At 62.6% G+C, this 15722-nt stretch carries 19 protein-coding genes; 6 read left to right on the top strand and 13 right to left on the bottom strand.

The features are described from left to right. Window positions 1–9: 9 nt before the first annotated feature. Both cysD and B597_RS41790 read right to left on the bottom strand, forming a co-directional pair. The gene (gene cysD / locus B597_RS41795; RefSeq protein WP_003292476.1) at window positions 10–927 is read right to left on the bottom strand and encodes a sulfate adenylyltransferase subunit CysD; all 918 of its coding nucleotides are present in this window, start codon (window positions 925–927) and stop codon (window positions 10–12) included. Between the two features lie 176 nt (window positions 928–1103). Next, window positions 1104–1862, bottom strand: coding sequence for a Nif3-like dinuclear metal center hexameric protein (locus B597_RS41790; RefSeq protein WP_003292474.1), 759 nt, complete (start codon window positions 1860–1862; stop codon window positions 1104–1106). A gap of 167 nt (window positions 1863–2029) precedes the next feature. Here B597_RS41790 and algW point away from each other — a divergent pair, with 167 nt between their 5' ends. After that, on the top strand, window positions 2030–3187 hold the full coding sequence (algW, locus tag B597_RS41785; protein ID WP_003295063.1) for a Do family serine endopeptidase AlgW: 1158 nt from the start codon (window positions 2030–2032) through the stop codon (window positions 3185–3187). A 108-nt stretch (window positions 3188–3295) separates the two neighbouring features. Here algW and hisC read toward each other — a convergent pair whose 3' ends face one another. From hisC to B597_RS41730, 11 genes are all read right to left on the bottom strand, one after another. Beyond that, window positions 3296–4342 (bottom strand): histidinol-phosphate transaminase, encoded by a 1047-nt coding sequence (gene hisC, locus B597_RS41780; protein WP_003292472.1) that lies wholly within the window; start codon window positions 4340–4342, stop codon window positions 3296–3298. Between the two features lie 140 nt (window positions 4343–4482). Next, window positions 4483–5793 (bottom strand): histidinol dehydrogenase, encoded by a 1311-nt coding sequence (gene hisD / locus B597_RS41775; protein ID WP_003292471.1) that lies wholly within the window; start codon window positions 5791–5793, stop codon window positions 4483–4485. A 307-nt stretch (window positions 5794–6100) separates the two neighbouring features. Then, complete coding sequence (gene hisG / locus B597_RS41770; RefSeq protein WP_003292470.1) at window positions 6101–6733, bottom strand: ATP phosphoribosyltransferase; 633 nt, start codon at window positions 6731–6733, stop codon at window positions 6101–6103. Between the two features lie 108 nt (window positions 6734–6841). Continuing rightward, a complete protein-coding gene (gene murA / locus B597_RS41765) occupies window positions 6842–8107 on the bottom strand; it encodes a UDP-N-acetylglucosamine 1-carboxyvinyltransferase (protein ID WP_003295062.1) in 1266 nt (421 codons plus the stop codon). A 106-nt stretch (window positions 8108–8213) separates the two neighbouring features. Next, window positions 8214–8453 carry a BolA family protein gene (locus B597_RS41760; RefSeq protein ID WP_003292467.1) on the bottom strand — a complete coding sequence of 80 codons (240 nt, stop codon included), beginning with the start codon at window positions 8451–8453 and terminating at the stop codon, window positions 8214–8216. A 107-nt stretch (window positions 8454–8560) separates the two neighbouring features. Beyond that, complete coding sequence (locus B597_RS41755) at window positions 8561–9052, bottom strand: phosphate-starvation-inducible protein PsiE (protein ID WP_003292466.1); 492 nt, start codon at window positions 9050–9052, stop codon at window positions 8561–8563. Between the two features lie 16 nt (window positions 9053–9068). After that, window positions 9069–9383: an STAS domain-containing protein gene (locus tag B597_RS41750; protein WP_003292465.1), complete on the bottom strand. Its 315-nt coding sequence runs from the start codon at window positions 9381–9383 to the stop codon at window positions 9069–9071. Further along, entirely contained in the window at window positions 9376–10023 is a 648-nt protein-coding gene (locus B597_RS41745; protein ID WP_003292464.1) for an MlaC/ttg2D family ABC transporter substrate-binding protein, read from the bottom strand. Before B597_RS41745 ends, B597_RS41750 begins: the two co-directional genes overlap by 8 nt. An 11-nt stretch (window positions 10024–10034) precedes the next feature. Next, entirely contained in the window at window positions 10035–10493 is a 459-nt protein-coding gene (mlaD, locus tag B597_RS41740) for an outer membrane lipid asymmetry maintenance protein MlaD (protein WP_003292462.1), read from the bottom strand. Beyond that, window positions 10493–11290: a lipid asymmetry maintenance ABC transporter permease subunit MlaE gene (gene mlaE, locus B597_RS41735; protein ID WP_003292461.1), complete on the bottom strand. Its 798-nt coding sequence runs from the start codon at window positions 11288–11290 to the stop codon at window positions 10493–10495. The genes mlaD and mlaE overlap by 1 nt, the downstream gene beginning before the upstream one ends. Next, a complete protein-coding gene (locus B597_RS41730) occupies window positions 11283–12101 on the bottom strand; it encodes an ATP-binding cassette domain-containing protein (protein ID WP_003292460.1) in 819 nt (272 codons plus the stop codon). The genes mlaE and B597_RS41730 overlap by 8 nt, the downstream gene beginning before the upstream one ends. 280 nt (window positions 12102–12381) lie before the next feature. Here B597_RS41730 and B597_RS41725 point away from each other — a divergent pair, with 280 nt between their 5' ends. The 5 genes from B597_RS41725 to lptB are packed head-to-tail and all read left to right on the top strand — an operon-like array spanning window position 12382 to window position 15718. Beyond that, window positions 12382–13356 (top strand): KpsF/GutQ family sugar-phosphate isomerase, encoded by a 975-nt coding sequence (locus B597_RS41725; protein ID WP_003292458.1) that lies wholly within the window; start codon window positions 12382–12384, stop codon window positions 13354–13356. Beyond that, the gene (locus tag B597_RS41720; protein WP_003292456.1) at window positions 13356–13880 is read left to right on the top strand and encodes a KdsC family phosphatase; all 525 of its coding nucleotides are present in this window, start codon (window positions 13356–13358) and stop codon (window positions 13878–13880) included. The genes B597_RS41725 and B597_RS41720 overlap by 1 nt, the downstream gene beginning before the upstream one ends. Window positions 13881–13888: 8 nt before the next feature. Then, the gene (gene lptC / locus B597_RS41715; protein WP_003292455.1) at window positions 13889–14461 is read left to right on the top strand and encodes an LPS export ABC transporter periplasmic protein LptC; all 573 of its coding nucleotides are present in this window, start codon (window positions 13889–13891) and stop codon (window positions 14459–14461) included. After that, window positions 14448–14993, top strand: coding sequence for a lipopolysaccharide transport periplasmic protein LptA (gene lptA / locus B597_RS41710; protein ID WP_003292453.1), 546 nt, complete (start codon window positions 14448–14450; stop codon window positions 14991–14993). The genes lptC and lptA overlap by 14 nt, the downstream gene beginning before the upstream one ends. Then, the gene (lptB, locus tag B597_RS41705; RefSeq protein ID WP_003292452.1) at window positions 14993–15718 is read left to right on the top strand and encodes an LPS export ABC transporter ATP-binding protein; all 726 of its coding nucleotides are present in this window, start codon (window positions 14993–14995) and stop codon (window positions 15716–15718) included. Before lptA ends, lptB begins: the two co-directional genes overlap by 1 nt. Window positions 15719–15722 lie beyond the last annotated feature (4 nt).

Raw genomic sequence — 15722 nt, 5'->3', positions numbered from 1 at the left:
GCGAGATCCTTAGAAGTAGCCCTGGCGTTTCTTTTCTTCCATCGATCCGGTGGCATCGTGATCGATGACTCGGCCCTGACGCTCCGACGTACGGGTCAGGAGCATCTCCTGAATGATTTCCGGCAAGCTGGTTGCGGTGGACTCGACGGCCCCCGTCAGCGGATAGCAGCCGAGCGTACGGAAGCGCACCATCTTCTTGTGGATGCCAGCCTTCTGTTCCGGCGTCAGGTGCTCGAGGATGCGCTCGTCATCGATCATGACCAGCGTTCCGTTGAGCTCGACCACCTCCCGCTCGGCGGCGAAGTACAGCGGCACGATCGGGATTTGCTCAAGGTAGATGTACTGCCAGATGTCCAGCTCGGTCCAGTTGGAGAGTGGGAATACGCGGATCGACTCGCCCTTCTTGACCTTGCCGTTGTACAGGTTCCACAGCTCGGGGCGCTGGTTCTTCGGATCCCAGCGGTGCTTGCTGTCGCGGAAGGAATAGACGCGCTCCTTGGCGCGGGATTTTTCCTCGTCGCGCCGCGCTCCACCGAAGGCTGCGTCGAAACCGTACTTGTCCAGCGCCTGCTTGAGGCCCTCGGTCTTCATCACGTCGGTGTGCTTGGCACTGCCATAGGTGAAGGGATTCATGTCCTGCGCCACACCGTCGGGATTGATGTGGGTGATCAGCTCGAGCCCCATTTCCACGACCATCTTGGTGCGGAAGCTGTACATCTCCTGGAATTTCCAGCGGGTATCGACGTGCAGCACCGGAAACGGCAGCTTGCCCGGGAAAAAGGCCTTGCGCGCCAGATGCAGCATCACGGCCGAATCCTTGCCAATGGAATAAAGCATCACCGGGTTGCCGAACTCTGCGGCAACCTCGCGGATGATATGGATGCTTTCCGCCTCCAGCTGTTTCAGATGCGTCAGTTTGTCGACCATGGCTACTCACGATTAGGCAGGTGGACGGCCGGCCGGCCGTAAATTGGGCGCAACTCTAACACGAGCTTCCATTCTAATCAGGCGACTTATTAGACCTAAAAGCTATAGATTTATACCGAGTCGCCGTCCTGTACGGGTCCTGCAGTGCACCCCGCCGGACCGCCATCGGCACGGCATCAGGCCGGATTGGGACAGTCGATGAAACGATGCTCGATACCGAACCGGCGGGCAAGGTAATCGCCCAGCGCCTGGACCCCATAGCGCTCGGTGGCATGATGACCAGCAGCGAAGAAGCTCAAGCCGTTTTCGCGGGCGATATGCGCGGTAGGCTCGGATATCTCCCCGGTGATGTAAGCATCGACGCCCGCAGCCACGGCCTTGTCGATGTAGCCCTGCGCACCGCCGGTACACCAGGCGACGCGCCGGATCGGCTCTTTGCCTTCGACCATCAGCGGCTGGCGTCCCAGCGCGTCCTCTATGCGACGCATGAATTGCCGAGGCGCCAGCGGATGCTCCAGCGACCCCACCAACCCCACCGAGCGCGGGTTATCCGGCTCAAGCCCGCCCTCGATGCGCAGCCCCAGCAGCTCGCCCAGGCGAACGTTATTGCCGACTTCGGGATGCACGTCCAGCGGCAGGTGGTAGGCCAGCAGACTGATCTCGTTGGCCAGCAGGGTTTTCAAACGCCGCTGCTTCATGCCGACAATGCGCGCGTCCTCGTTTTTCCAGAAATAGCCATGATGCACCAGGACCAGGTCCGCCTTCGCTTCGACGGCAGCGTCCAGCAGCGCCTGGCTGGCCGTCACGCCAGAGACGATCCGCGCGACCTGCGCCCGCCCCTCCACCTGCAAGCCGTTGGGGCAGTAGTCGGCGATCCTGCCGGCATCCAGATAACGGTCTGTCTCCTGGACCAGTGTGGTGAGCGCAACACTCATGACTAACCTCTTCTTGGTCGATGCGGCCGCGCTGCAGCCGGTTGCCGACCTGAGCACGCCCTGCAATTGATGCACGCATGGAGCTGCATTTCAGTTGCAGCTTCGTATAATGCCGCCACCTTAAGGGCCGCTCCCAGCGCCCGCAACTCTGTCCGGACCCCCGTGCGATGTTCAATGCCCTGCGTTTCTTCGGCTGGCCGTTGCTGGTCGGCCTGCTCGTAGCACTGCTGATCATCCAGCGCTACCCACAACTGGTGGGCATCAGCGAGCACGACATCGGATTGCAGCAGGCGCCACTGAGCGCTGCCGCCCCCCAGCAGGGCCCGTATTCGTACGCCAACGCAGTGGCCGGCGCCGCACCGGCAGTGGCCAATCTCTATACCACCAAGGTCATCGAAAAGACCGAGCCGCAGCCCCCGCTGGCCAAGGACCCGCTGTTTCAGCGCTTCTTCAATGACAACCTGCCCAGGCAAAGGCGGATGGAGTCGAGCCTCGGCTCAGCGGTGATCATGAGCTCCGAAGGCTACCTGCTGACCAACAACCACGTGACGGCCAACGCCGAGCAGATCGTGGTGGCGCTGAAGGATGGCCGCGAAACCCTCGCCCGGGTCATCGGCAGTGATCCGGAAACGGACCTTGCCGTGCTGAAGATCGACCTGACCGAACTCCCGGTCATCACCCTCGGCCATTCCGACCGCATACGCGTCGGCGACGTCACCCTGGCCATCGGCAATCCGTTCGGCGTCGGCCAGACGGTCACCATGGGCATCATCAGCGCCACCGGCCGCAACCAGCTTGGCCTCAATACCTACGAAGATTTCATCCAGACCGACGCGGCGATCAATCGCGGCAACTCAGGCGGTGCGCTGGTGGATGCCGGCGGCAATCTGATCGGCATCAACACCGCCATCATTTCCGAGTCCGGCGGCTCCCAGGGCATCGGATTCGCGATTCCGGTGAAGCTTGCGCTGGAGGTGATGAAATCGATCATCGAGCATGGCCAGGTGATTCGCGGCTGGCTGGGCGTTGAGGTGCAATCGCTGACCCAGGAGCTCGCCGAATCCTTCGGCCAGGAGGGTCGCCCGGGCATCGTCGTGGCGGGCGTGTATCGCGACGGCCCCGCCGCTCGCGCCGGACTTCAGCCAGGGGATCTGATCCTGAGCATCGATGGCGTGCAGTCGGCCGACGGTCGCAGCTCGATGAATCAGGTTGCCCGTGCGCGGCCCGGTGCGAAGATCGACATCGATATTCTGCGCAATGGCAAGCCACTGACGTTTACCGCAGAAGTGGGCGTTCGTCCGCCGGTCAACGCGGCGCCGAAGTAAGTCAGAGTACAGCGCTGCAAATCAATGCGCGTGCGCGCCGGGCCAGGCAGGCGGCGCGACCCGCTTCGATGCAGGCCGGCCCGATTCTGGCCCAGCACGCCGCCCGGGCTAGCCGAGCGCGTCCAGCAATGCCTGATTCTGCTCCGGCGTGCCGATGGTGATGCGCAGGAACTGCTCGATACGCGGCTGCTTGAAATGCCGGACGATCACGCCCTGCTCACGCAGGTTCGCAGCGATGCCGGCCGCGTCGCGCTGAGGATGGCGCGCGAAGATGAAGTTGGCCGCCGACGGCAGCACTTCGAAGCCCAGCCCTTGCATCGCATTCACCACCGCCTCGCGGCTGTCGATGACCTGCTGGCAGGTCTGCTGGAAATACGCCCGATCCTCGAACGCCGCCGCCGCGCCGGCAATCGCGATGCGATCCAGCGGATAAGAGTTGAAGCTGTTCTTGATCCGCTCCAGCGCCTCGATCAGGTCCGGATGACCGACCGCCAGGCCGACCCGAAGCCCCGCCAGCGAGCGAGACTTGGAGAGCGTCTGGGTTACCAGCAGGTTCGGGTAGCGATCGACCAGTGCAATAGCCGACTCGCCACCGAAATCCACGTACGCCTCATCCACCAGCACCACGGATTCGCTATTGGCCTGCAGCAGTTGCTCGATGACCTCGAGCGCAAGCAGGCAGCCGGTCGGCGCATTCGGATTGGGGAAGATGATGCCGCCGTTCGGGCGGTTGTAATCAGCCACGTCGATCCGGAACTGCTCGTCCAGCGCTACGGTTTCGTAGGCAATGCCGTATAGCCCGCAATAGACCGGGTAGAAGCTGTAGCTGATATCGGGAAACAACAGCGGACTGCCATGCTGGAACAGCCCATGGAAAGCGTGGGCGAGCACCTCGTCGGAGCCATTGCCGACGAACACTTGCGAAGGCTGCACGCCGTAGTACTCGGCCACCGCCTGCTTGAGCCGATCACCGTTGGGATCGGGATACAGCCGCAGGTCGTCATTGAGCTCGGCCTGCATGGCGGCGATCGCCCGAGGTGATGGCCCGTAGGGATTTTCGTTGGTGTTGAGCTTGACCAGCTTGGTCAGCTTCGGTTGCTCACCCGGCACGTAGGGCACCAGGTCCTTGACGAAGGGGCTCCAGAATCTGCTCATCCGCCCTTCTCTCCTCGAATGTGGTCGGTTTGCCGTAGGGTGGAACAGCGCGAAGCGCTTTCCACCTGCCAGGTTGGCCTGAGGTGGGCAAGCAAAGCGCTGCCCACCCGACGATCTGACTTGTCGCTTGAAGCTGGTCGCTAGCCTTTGATCCGGTATTCCGCGCTGCGGGCGTGGGCGGTCAGCGACTCGCCACGCGCGAGCACCGATGCCACCTTGCCCAGCGTCGAGGCACCCTCGGCCGAGCAATTGATGATCGACGAGCGTTTCTGGAAGTCATACACGCCCAGTGGCGACGAGAAGCGCGCGGTACCCGAAGTCGGCAACACGTGGTTTGGCCCGGCACAGTAATCGCCCAGCGCTTCTGCGGTATAGCGCCCCATGAAGATCGCACCGGCGTGGCGGATCTGCGGCAGCCACTGCTCCGGCTCGGCAACCGAGAGTTCCAGATGCTCCGGAGCGATGCGGTTGGCCACTTCGATGGCCTGCTGCATGTCGGCCACCTGAATCAGGGCGCCACGGCCCTCGATCGAGGTACGCGCGATCTCGGCACGCTCGAGCGTCGGCAACAGGCGCGCGATGCTCTCGGCTACGCGGTCGAGGAACTCGGCGTCAGGGCTGACCAGAATCGACTGCGCATCCTCGTCGTGCTCGGCCTGGGAGAACAGGTCCATGGCGATCCAGTCCGGATCGGTCTGGCCATCGCAGACCACCAGTATTTCCGAAGGCCCGGCGATCATGTCGATGCCGACCTTGCCGAACACGTGGCGCTTGGCGGTGGCGACGTAGATGTTGCCCGGACCAACGATCTTGTCCACCGGCGGCACGCTCTCGGTGCCATAAGCCAGCGCCGCGACGGCCTGGGCGCCACCGATGGTGAATACCCGGTCGACCCCGGCGATACAGGCTGCCGCGAGCACCAGTTCGTTGACTTCGCCACGCGGCGTCGGCACCACCATGACCACTTCAGGCACGCCCGCGACCTTGGCCGGAATCGCATTCATCAGCACCGAGGAAGGATAGGAGGCCTTGCCACCGGGCACATACAGACCGGCACGATCCAGTGGGGTCACCTTCTGCCCGAGCACCGTGCCGTCGGCCTCGGTGTAAGTCCAGGAGTCCTGCTTCTGCCGCTCGTGATAACTGCGCACACGCTCTGCGGCTATTTCGAGCGCTTCGCGCTGCTCCGGGGTGATGCGCTCGAGCGCCTGTTCCAGGCGCGCGCGCGGCAGAATCAGATCGGCCATGGAGGCGACCTCAAGGGCATCGAAACGCTGGGTCAGTTCCACCAGGGCCGCATCGCCGCGCTCGCGCACCGCCTTGATGATCTCCAGCACCCGCGCATTCACGCCTTCGTCGGAGACGCTTTCCCAGCTCAGCAGATGATCCAGATGACGAGCGAAGTCGGCATCGGCAGCGTTGAGTCGGCGAATGGCGGATGGAGCGGTCATGGCGGGCCTCATGGTTGACTAGGCATCAAAAACTGCTCGCGATCGTCGTCTGTACGGCGAATCGAAAGGCAGACTCGGGACCAAAGTCACGCACGCTGGAGCAATGCAGGGCAAGAGCTGGCGAGGAAGCGCAGTTTACGAACTGCAAAGGAGCATTCCGGGCCAGTCTTCAACGCAGCAGTGCCGACACGCAGCAGACTTTGGGCAGGTTTTCAGGCGCCGCTAGAATAACAAGCCCACCGTGCGGGCACCCGAGAATTTCAGCTATGGCACGGATAGGCAGGCGCGGTAGCGACCGCGAGGCGTATCAATGCTGGTGCTGCTGAACCGCGGCGTGCAGCGTGTCGATCAGCGCCTGGATGCGCGCGTGCTGCATCTTCATCGAGGCCTTGTTCACCACCAGCCGCGAGCTGATCGTGGCGATCAGCTCCTGCGGCTCAAGACCGTTGGCGCGCAGCGTGTTGCCGGTGTCGACCACGTCGATGATCTTGTCGGCAAGCCCCACCAGCGGCGCCAACTCCATCGAGCCGTACAGCTTGATGATGTCGACCTGACGCCCCTGCTCGGCATAGTAGCGCTTGGCGACATTGACGAACTTGGTCGCGACGCGCAGGCGTCCCTTGGGCTCCGGCGCGCCGACCTTGCCGGCGGTCATCAGCTTGCAGTTGGCGATTCGCAGATCGAGCGGCTCGTAGAGCCCCTGGCCGCCATACTCCATCAGCACATCCTTGCCGGCAACGCCGAGGTCGGCCGCTCCATGCTCGACGTAGGTAGGCACGTCGGTGGCGCGAACGATCAGCAGGCGAACGTCATCCTGAGTGGTCGGGATGATCAGCTTGCGGCTCTTGTCCGGATTCTCGGTGGGCACGATACCGGCGGCAGCCAGCAGCGGCAGGGTGTCGTCGAGGATGCGGCCTTTCGACAGGGCGATGGTGAGCATTGCGTTAATCCTTGGGTTGCGCTTCGGCCGTCAGGGCCCCTGGTCACTGGCGACGGCTCGTACTGCTTGATCGCCAGCAAGCTGGCTCCTACATGAAGACGCTGCGCCTCAGCCCGGCACCCGGCGAATCTTCGCCCCCAGCAACTGCAGCTTCTCCTCGATGCACTCATAGCCACGGTCGATGTGGTAGATGCGATCGATCAGCGTATCGCCTTCGGCCACCAGGCCGGCGATAACCAGGCTCGCCGAGGCGCGCAGATCGGTCGCCATGACCGGCGCACCCTTGAGACGCTCGACACCGGTGACGACGGCGGTATTGCCCTCGACCAGAATCTGCGAACCCATGCGATTCATCTCGTAGACATGCATGAAGCGGTTCTCGAACACGGTTTCGATCACCGTACCGGTGCCTTCGGCAATGGCATTCAGGGCGATGAACTGCGCCTGCATGTCGGTGGGGAATGCCGGGTATGGCGCAGTGCGCACGTTGACGGCCTTGGGCCGCTTGCCCTTCATGTCCAGCTCGATCCAGTCGCTGCCGGTGTCGATGTGAGCGCCGGCTTCGACCAGCTTGTGCAGTACGGCCTCGAGCAGCGTCGCATCGGTGTCCTTCAGGCGTACGCGACCGCCAGTCGCTGCGGCCGCCACCAGATAGGTGCCGGTTTCGATACGGTCGGGCATGACGCTGTAGCGACCACCGCCGAGGCGCTTGACGCCGTCGATGACGATGGTGTCGGTGCCGGCACCAGACACCTTGGCACCCATGGCGTTGAGGAAGTTGGCCAGGTCGACCACTTCAGGCTCGCGCGCAGCGTTTTCCAGCACGCTGCGGCCGTTGGCCAGCGCGGCGGCCATCATGATGTTCTCGGTCCCGGTCACGCTGACCGTGTCGAAGAAGAAATGCGCACCGCGCAGTCCGCCGGCCGGCGCCTTGGCCTTGATGTAGCCGCCTTCGACATCGATCTGCGCGCCCATGGCCTCTAGCCCCCGGATATGCAGGTCGACTGGACGGGAACCAATGGCGCAACCGCCCGGCAGCGCCACTTCGGCCTCGCCGAAGCGCGCGACCATCGGCCCGAGCACCAGGATCGACGCACGCATGGTCTTCACCAGCTCATAAGGCGCGACCAGGGTCTTGATGCTGCTGGCGTCGACTTCGACGCTGAGCTTCTCGTCGATGATCGGCTGCACACCCATGCGGCCGAACAATTCGATCATCGTGGTGATGTCATGCAGGTGCGGCAGGTTGCAGACGGTGACGGGGGTATCGGCCAGCAACGTAGCGGCCAGGATCGGCAGAGCAGAGTTCTTCGCGCCGGAGATGCGAATTTCGCCATCGAGGCGAATGCCGCCGGTAATGATCAGTTTGTCCATGGGTATTCCCGTAAGCCGCAGGGCTGCAAGCACTGTCGAAGGAGGCGGCGCAGTCTGCACGACGCGCTCTGCCTGAAATGATTGATGGCGCCGGCCAAAAATGCGATCAGCCGCGCCCGGCCCAGTCGGCACGACTGAAGAACTTCATGGTGACGGCATGAATGCTGCCATCGGCAATCCAGGGATTGAGGTGGGCATAGATCTGCTGTTGACGCTTGACCGGACCCTGGGCCGCCAGGTCGTCGCTGATCACATTGAGCTGGAAGTTACAGCCTTCGCCTTCCACTTCCACCTGGGTTCCCGGGATTTTCTCTTCCAGGAAATTCTTCACTTCTAGGGCCTGCATGTTCAACCTCGATCGGCGCAGGACGCGCACGGGCCGGCCATCATACAAAAAAGCCCGAAGGCTGCGAACCCCGCCCCGACCGATCGGCCCCGAACGGTGCTCAAGTTTCAGTCGATGGTCTCGGCACCCTGGTCTCGACTGCGCGAATGCCGCGCCCTGTCCGTGTTGTTCTGCACGGCCGGAAAGCGTGACGAGGCGAAGCGCACCACCAGAATGGCCAGCGCCAGCAGCAGGATTGCGCCGGAGACGTAGACCACGCCCATGTCCGGGCGGTGGTGATGGGAAATATCGGAGATCAGCAGACGAGTCAGCGCAGTGATCGCGACATAGATCAGAAACCGCACCGGCATGTGGTTGGTCTTGAAGTAGATCCCGACCATCGCACCCAGCTCGAGGTAGATGAACAGCAGCAGGATGTCATCGACCGTGATGTGCCCTTTCTCGACCATGCCGAGAAAGGCAATGACTGCCGCCCAGGCCGTCACCGCGCCAATGGCGAACAGCGCCAGGTAATGAAAGCTCTCGACCAGCAGGTTACCCAGCGATTCGGCCAGTTCGTGCACGCTATCGCGCAGCTCTTCCGCCCAGCGCAGTTTCATACGGCTGTTTCCTTAGTTAAGTCCGGGGTGCTTCCAGCGGAAGGATCTCCAGCAAGCCGGATACCTTGGCAATCTTCTGCATATCGTCCGGCAAGGCACTGACGCGCAGATCGATATTGGCCGACCTGGCGTCACGCATGAACGCCAGCAGCAGAGACAAGCCGACACTGCTGGAGCGTTCGACAGCCGAACAATCCAGCGTCAGCGGCGCACGGCTTCCGGCGATCAGCATCCGCCCAGCCTCGCGCAGGGCGGGTCCGCTGCTGTAATCCAGCACACCGATCAGGCGCAACTCGCCTTCGCCACCACGTTCGATTCGCGCCTCACTCATCGCCCGCAGCCTGCTGCCCGGCATCGGTGTCCTTGGCACGCGCCACCACTTCGGCCCAACCGTCGATGGTCTTGTCCAGGTCACCGCCATTGCGCTGCATGGAATCGGCGAACTGATCGCGGAACAGCTTGCCGATGTTGATGCCATTGATGATCACGTTGCGCACGCGCCATTCGCCATCATTGACCATGGTGTACGACACCGGATAGACCTCGCCCTGGCGTCCTATCACTTCCATACCGACGCTGGTGCGCTTGGCGTCCTGCTTGCCGCTCGGCGGCAGGACCCGAATCTGCTGATTGTTGTATTCCAGCAAGGCATTGCCATAGAACTGCATCAGGCTGCGCTTGAAGTTCTCCTGAAAGCGCATCATCTGATCGGGACTGGCGTTGCGCGAGTACTTCACCGTCATGATGCTGCGCGAAATGCCTTCGGCATCCACCACCGGACCGAGTATCTGGTTCAGCGAATCGTAGAAGGCCGCCGGATCACTGCGGTACTGCTCCTTGTTGGCCTTGAGGTCGGCCAGCAGTTCATCGGTGGTCTGCTGAATGACCTGATGAGCCGTCAGCGCGGCGTGAGAGAACATGGGCAGCATAGCCAGCAGTATCAGCAGGCCGCGTCGCAGGGCAGGGATCATGGATATCTCCTTCAGTCCTTGTTAACCGAGTTGAGCAGGAACTTGCCGATCAGATCTTCGAGCACCAACGAGGACTGCGTGTCCTGGATGGTGTCGCCATCTTCCAGCAACTGGTCATCGCCGCCCACGCTGATTCCGACGTACTTCTCGCCCAGCAGGCCGGCAGTGAGGATCGAGGCAGTGGAGTCGGCAGGCAGGATATTCACGTCCTGCTGAATTTCCAGGGTCACTCGTCCGGTGTAGCTGTCGCGATCCAGATCGATCGCCGTGACCTTGCCGATGGTCACGCCCGCCATGGTCACCTTCGATCGGACCGTCAAACCGGCAATATTGTCGAAATAGGCATACAGCTTGTATGTATCGGCGCTGGCCACGCTCAACCCGCTGACGCGCAGCGACAGCAACAGCAAGGCCAGCAGGCCGGCAAGCAGGAACAGGCCGACACCCAACTCCAGTGTGCGGTTACGCATCAGAAATCTCCAAACATCAACGCGGTCAAAATAAAATCGAGGCCGAGCACCGCCAGCGAGGCGTACACCACGGTCCGGGTGGTGGCGCGACTGATACCTTCAGACGTCGGCTCGCAGTCATAGCCCTGAAACACGGCGATCCAGGTGACCACCAGCGCAAACACGACGCTCTTGATCACGCCGTTGAGCACATCCGAATGGAAGTCGACACTGTTCTGCATGTTCGCCCAGAACGAACCTTCGAATACGCCCAGCCAGTCCACCGCGACCATCGCACCGCCCCAGATCCCGACCACATTGAAGATCAGCGTCAGCAACGGCAGCGAAATGAACCCGGCCCACAGGCGCGGCGCAATGATGTACTTGAGCGGATCGACACCGATCATTTCCAGGCTCGAGAGCTGTTCGGTGGACTTCATGTTGCCGATTTCGGCCGCCAGTGCCGAGCCGGCGCGACCGGCGAAGAGCAACGCGGTAACCACCGGCCCGAGCTCACGCAGCAGGGTCAGCGCGACCATCTGCCCGACCGCCTGCTCCGAGCCATAGCTGCTGAGAATGTTGTAGCCCTGCAGCGCCAGCACCATACCGATGAAGATACCGGACACCACGACAATCGCCAGCGACAAGACGCCAACGGAGTACAGCTGCTTCACCAGCAGGGAAAAACCATTGTGCAGGCCGCTGCGACCGAACAACGCATGCCCGAGGAATATCGTCGAGCGCCCCAGCGCCGCCACGACATCGAGGCCGGCGCGACCGAGCAGAGCAATCCGGTCCAACAGGGAGCGCTTACGCATCGGAAGTACCTCCCAGCAGATCGTCGGCATAGGCCGGCGCCGGAAAATGGAAAGGAACCGGACCGTCGGCCGAGCCCTTCATGAATTGCCTGATACGCGGATTGTCCGATTCCATCAGCTCGGCCGGAGCCCCCTGCCCCAATACCTGGCCATCGCCCACCACGTAGATGTAATCGGCAATGGATGCAGTCTCCGCCAGATCATGGGACACAACGATGCTGGTGATCCCCAGGGCATCGTTGAGCAGACGGATCAGGCGGACCAGCACACCCATCGCGATCGGGTCCTGGCCGGCGAACGGCTCGTCGTACATCAGGATCTGCGGGTCGAGGGCAATCGCCCGTGCCAGCGCGACACGCCGCTTCATGCCGCCGGACAGCTCGTCGGGCATCAATTCGATGGCACCCCGCAAGCCCACCGCCTGAAGCTTCATCAGCACGATGTCACGGATCATTTCCTCGGGCAGCCGAGTATGCACGCGCAACGGAAACGCGACGTTCTCGAACACGTCGAGGTCGGTGAACAACGCGCCGCTCTGGAACAGCACGCCCATCTGCTTGCGCATGTCGAACAGCTCGCTGCGCGAGAGGCCCGGCAGGTTTTTACCAGCCACCCAGACCTCGCCCCGCGAGGGCATCAGCTGAGCGGCGATCAGCCGCAACAGGGTCGTCTTGCCGCATCCGGACGGCCCCATGATGGCCGTCACCTTACCTCGCGGAATGGCGATATCGACGTGATCGAAGATACTGCGCTCACCGCGCTTGAAGGTGACGCCCTTCAGCTCGACGGCGTAGTCATTACAGGCGCTCATCTGGTCTCCTTGCATGCAGTCTGCGAAACAGACGGCTCCCGATGACGCCGGGATACTTTCTGCCTGACCGTTTTCGGCCGCGCACTATAGCACCGCGCCCCGAAGCGCCCAACCGACGAGCGTTTCCGCAGATGACTGGCCACAGGCCGTTAAGCTTCGCTTCAGCCGGCGGTGATCGAATCGGCATGACGCGGCAACACCTCGGCGCCGACATTTTCGATGAGCACCAACCCGTTTCTCGCTATAATCCCCGCCTTTTAATCGGACGACCTCGCCAGCCATGAGCCAGAGCAGCCAGTTGATCGAAACCGCGCAACGCACCATCCGCCTGGAAATCGAGGCAGTTGAGCAGCTGAATGCGCGTATCGACGCGGACTTCGTACAGGCCTGCGAGCTGATCCTCGGCTGCAAGGGCCGGGTCGTCGTGGTTGGGATGGGCAAATCCGGGCATATCGGACGCAAGATTGCGGCCACCCTGGCCAGCACCGGAACAGCAGCCTTTTTCGTGCACCCGGCAGAAGCCAGCCACGGCGACATGGGCATGATTACCCAGGACGACGTGGTCCTGGCCCTGTCCAATTCCGGCACCACCAGCGAAATCGTCACGTTGCTGCCGCTGATCAAGCGTCTCGGCATCACCCTGATCAGCATGACCGGCAACCCGGGCTCGGTTCTGGCCAAGGCCGCCGCAGTCAATCTGGACGCCAGCGTCGCCATCGAAGCCTGCCCGCTGAACCTCGCACCGACCTCCTCGACCACCGCCAGCCTGGTGCTCGGCGATGCCCTGGCCATCGCACTGCTCGAAGCCCGCGGCTTCACCGCCGAAGATTTCGCCTTCTCCCACCCAGGCGGCGCCCTGGGCCGGCGCCTGCTGCTCAAGGTCGAGCATGTCATGCATACCGGTGAGCGCCTGCCCAGAGTCGGGCGCGGCACATCGCTGCGCGATGCACTGCTGGAGATGACCCAGAAAGGCCTGGGCATGACCGTCATCGTCGAAGCGGACGGCCGGCTGGCCGGGATATTCACCGACGGCGACCTTCGCCGTGCACTGGACAAGGGCGTGGACGTTCGCCAGACCCCTATCGACGAGGTAATGACCGTGCACGGCAAGACCGCCCATGCCGAGATGCTCGCCGCCGAGGCCCTGAAGATCATGGAGGATCACAACATCAGCTCGCTGGTGGTGATCGACGACGGCCAGCTGCCGATTGGCGCCCTGAACATGCACGACCTGCTGCGCGCGGGGGTGATGTAATGCACGAGCATCTGCTGCAACGCGCCCGCGACATTCGCCTGGCGATCTTCGATGTCGACGGCGTGCTCACCGATGGGCGGCTTTATTTCCTTACCGATGGCAGCGAGTTCAAGACCTTCAATACGCTGGACGGCCACGGCATCAAGATGCTGATCAACTCCGGCGTACGCACTGCGATCATCAGCGGCCGCAAGACGCCCGTGGTCGAACGCCGGGCGCAGAATCTCGGCATCCAGCACCTGTATCAGGGGCGCGAGGACAAGCTGGTCGTGCTCGACGAGCTGCTGGCCGAACTCGGCCTGAGCTACTCTGAAGTGGCCTATCTCGGCGATGACCTGCCCGACCTGCCCGTGATACGCCGCGTCGGCCTCGGCATGGCCGTCGCCAGCGCCGACACCTTCGTCCGCGAGCATGCCCACGGCGTGACTCAGGCCCGCGGCGGCGAGGGCGCGGCACGCGAGTTCTGCGAACTGATCATGCGCGCCCAGGGCACCCTGGCAGCAGCGCAGAACGCTTACCTGTAGAGGTCTGGATGCTCCGTACACTACGCTTCGCCGCCCTGCTGACGCTGATCGCCGCCCTGCTGGTGGCCGTCGGCTACTGGAACATCCGCCCGGAAAGCTTCATGCAGCAGCCCACCACTGCCAGCGCCGAGACGCCCGATGTCGACTTCTATGTAATCAATTCGCGCACCGTTCAGTACCTGCCCGACGGCAAGCGCAACTACGAACTGACGGCCGACAAACTCGAGCACATCAAGGCCAGCGACGTCAGCCTGCTGACCCAGCCCGATCTGATGTCCTATCGCGGCACCGACTTGCCATGGCACGTGCGCAGCGAGCGCGGCGAAGTCTCGGCCGAAGGTGACGAGGTCCAGCTGATAGACAACGTCCGGGTCGAACGGACCGATGCCAAAGGCCGTCCGACCATCATGACCACCAGCCGGCTGAAGGTGCTGCCGGACAAGGATTATGCCGAGACAAACCAAGCCGTTAGAATCGAGGCCGCCAATGGCGTGACCACCGCAACCGGCATGAAAGCGTATCTGGATGACGGCAGGATGCTCCTGCTGTCCAATGTAAGAGGCCAGCATGAGCTGCGTTAAGACTCTCCCCCTCCTGCTCGGTTTGAGCGCATTCTGGCTTGGCGCCAGCGCCTGGGCGCTGCCCGATGACCGTGAACAGCCCATCCGCGTACAGGCCGACTCCGCCGAACTGGACGACCGCCAGGGTGTAGCGGTTTACCGTGGCGACGTGGTCATCACCCAGGGCACCATGAAAATCACCGGCGACACGGTGACCATCACCCAGAACGACAATGGCGATGTCGAGGTTTTCACCTCCATTGGCAAGCCGGCCTATTACGAGCAGAAGCCGGCGGTCGACAAGGAAATCGTCAAGGCCTACGGCCTGACCATCCAGTACTTCGCGGCCAACGAACGCATCGTGCTCATCGACCAGGCCAAGGTCGTTCAGGAAGGCAATACGTTCGAGGGCGAGAAGATCGTCTATGACACCCGCCGACAGATCGTCAATGCCGGCCGCGCCAGCAATGCCGATGTAACCACACCGCGACCACGCGTCGACATGGTCATCCAGCCGCGCAAGAACGGTCAGGCAACGGAGCAGGCGGAGTAATGGCCGTACTCAAAGCACAACACCTGGCCAAGAGCTACAAGAGCCGCCAGGTCGTTCGCGACGTCAGCCTGTCGATCGAAAGCGGGCAGATCGTCGGCCTGCTCGGCCCCAACGGCGCCGGCAAGACCACCTGCTTCTACATGATCGTCGGCCTGGTGAACGCCGACCAGGGCCGCGTATTGATCGATCAGGACGACGTGACCCACCTGCCAATGCATGGGCGAGCCCGGGCCGGCATCGGCTACCTGCCACAGGAAGCGTCCATCTTTCGCAAGCTCTCGGTGGCCGACAACATCATGGCGATTCTCGAGACCCGCAAGGATCTTGACCGCAGCGGCCGCCAGCAGGCACTCGAGGGCCTGCTGCAGGAGTTCCACATCAACCATATTCGCGACAGCCTCGGCATGAGCCTGTCCGGTGGCGAACGTCGCCGCGTGGAGATCGCACGGGCGCTGGCCACCGCACCGAAGTTCATTCTGCTCGACGAACCCTTCGCCGGCGTCGACCCCATTTCGGTAGGCGACATCAAGCAGATCATCCATCACCTCAAGGCCAAGGGCATCGGCGTCCTGATCACCGACCACAATGTCCGCGAGACGCTGGATATCTGCGAAACCGCCTACATCGTCAACGATGGGCAGCTGATCGCTGAAGGCGATGCACAGACCATCCTGAGCAACCAACTGGTCAAGGAAGTCTATCTCGGCCATGAATTCCGCCTGTAGCGAC

The sequence above is a fragment of the Stutzerimonas stutzeri KOS6 genome (genome assembly GCF_000307775.2).
GTDB classification, from domain to species: Bacteria; Pseudomonadota; Gammaproteobacteria; order Pseudomonadales; family Pseudomonadaceae; genus Stutzerimonas; species Stutzerimonas stutzeri_B.
Note: the sequence above shows the minus strand (reverse complement) of the source record. Positions and strands in the feature narration are given on the sequence as shown.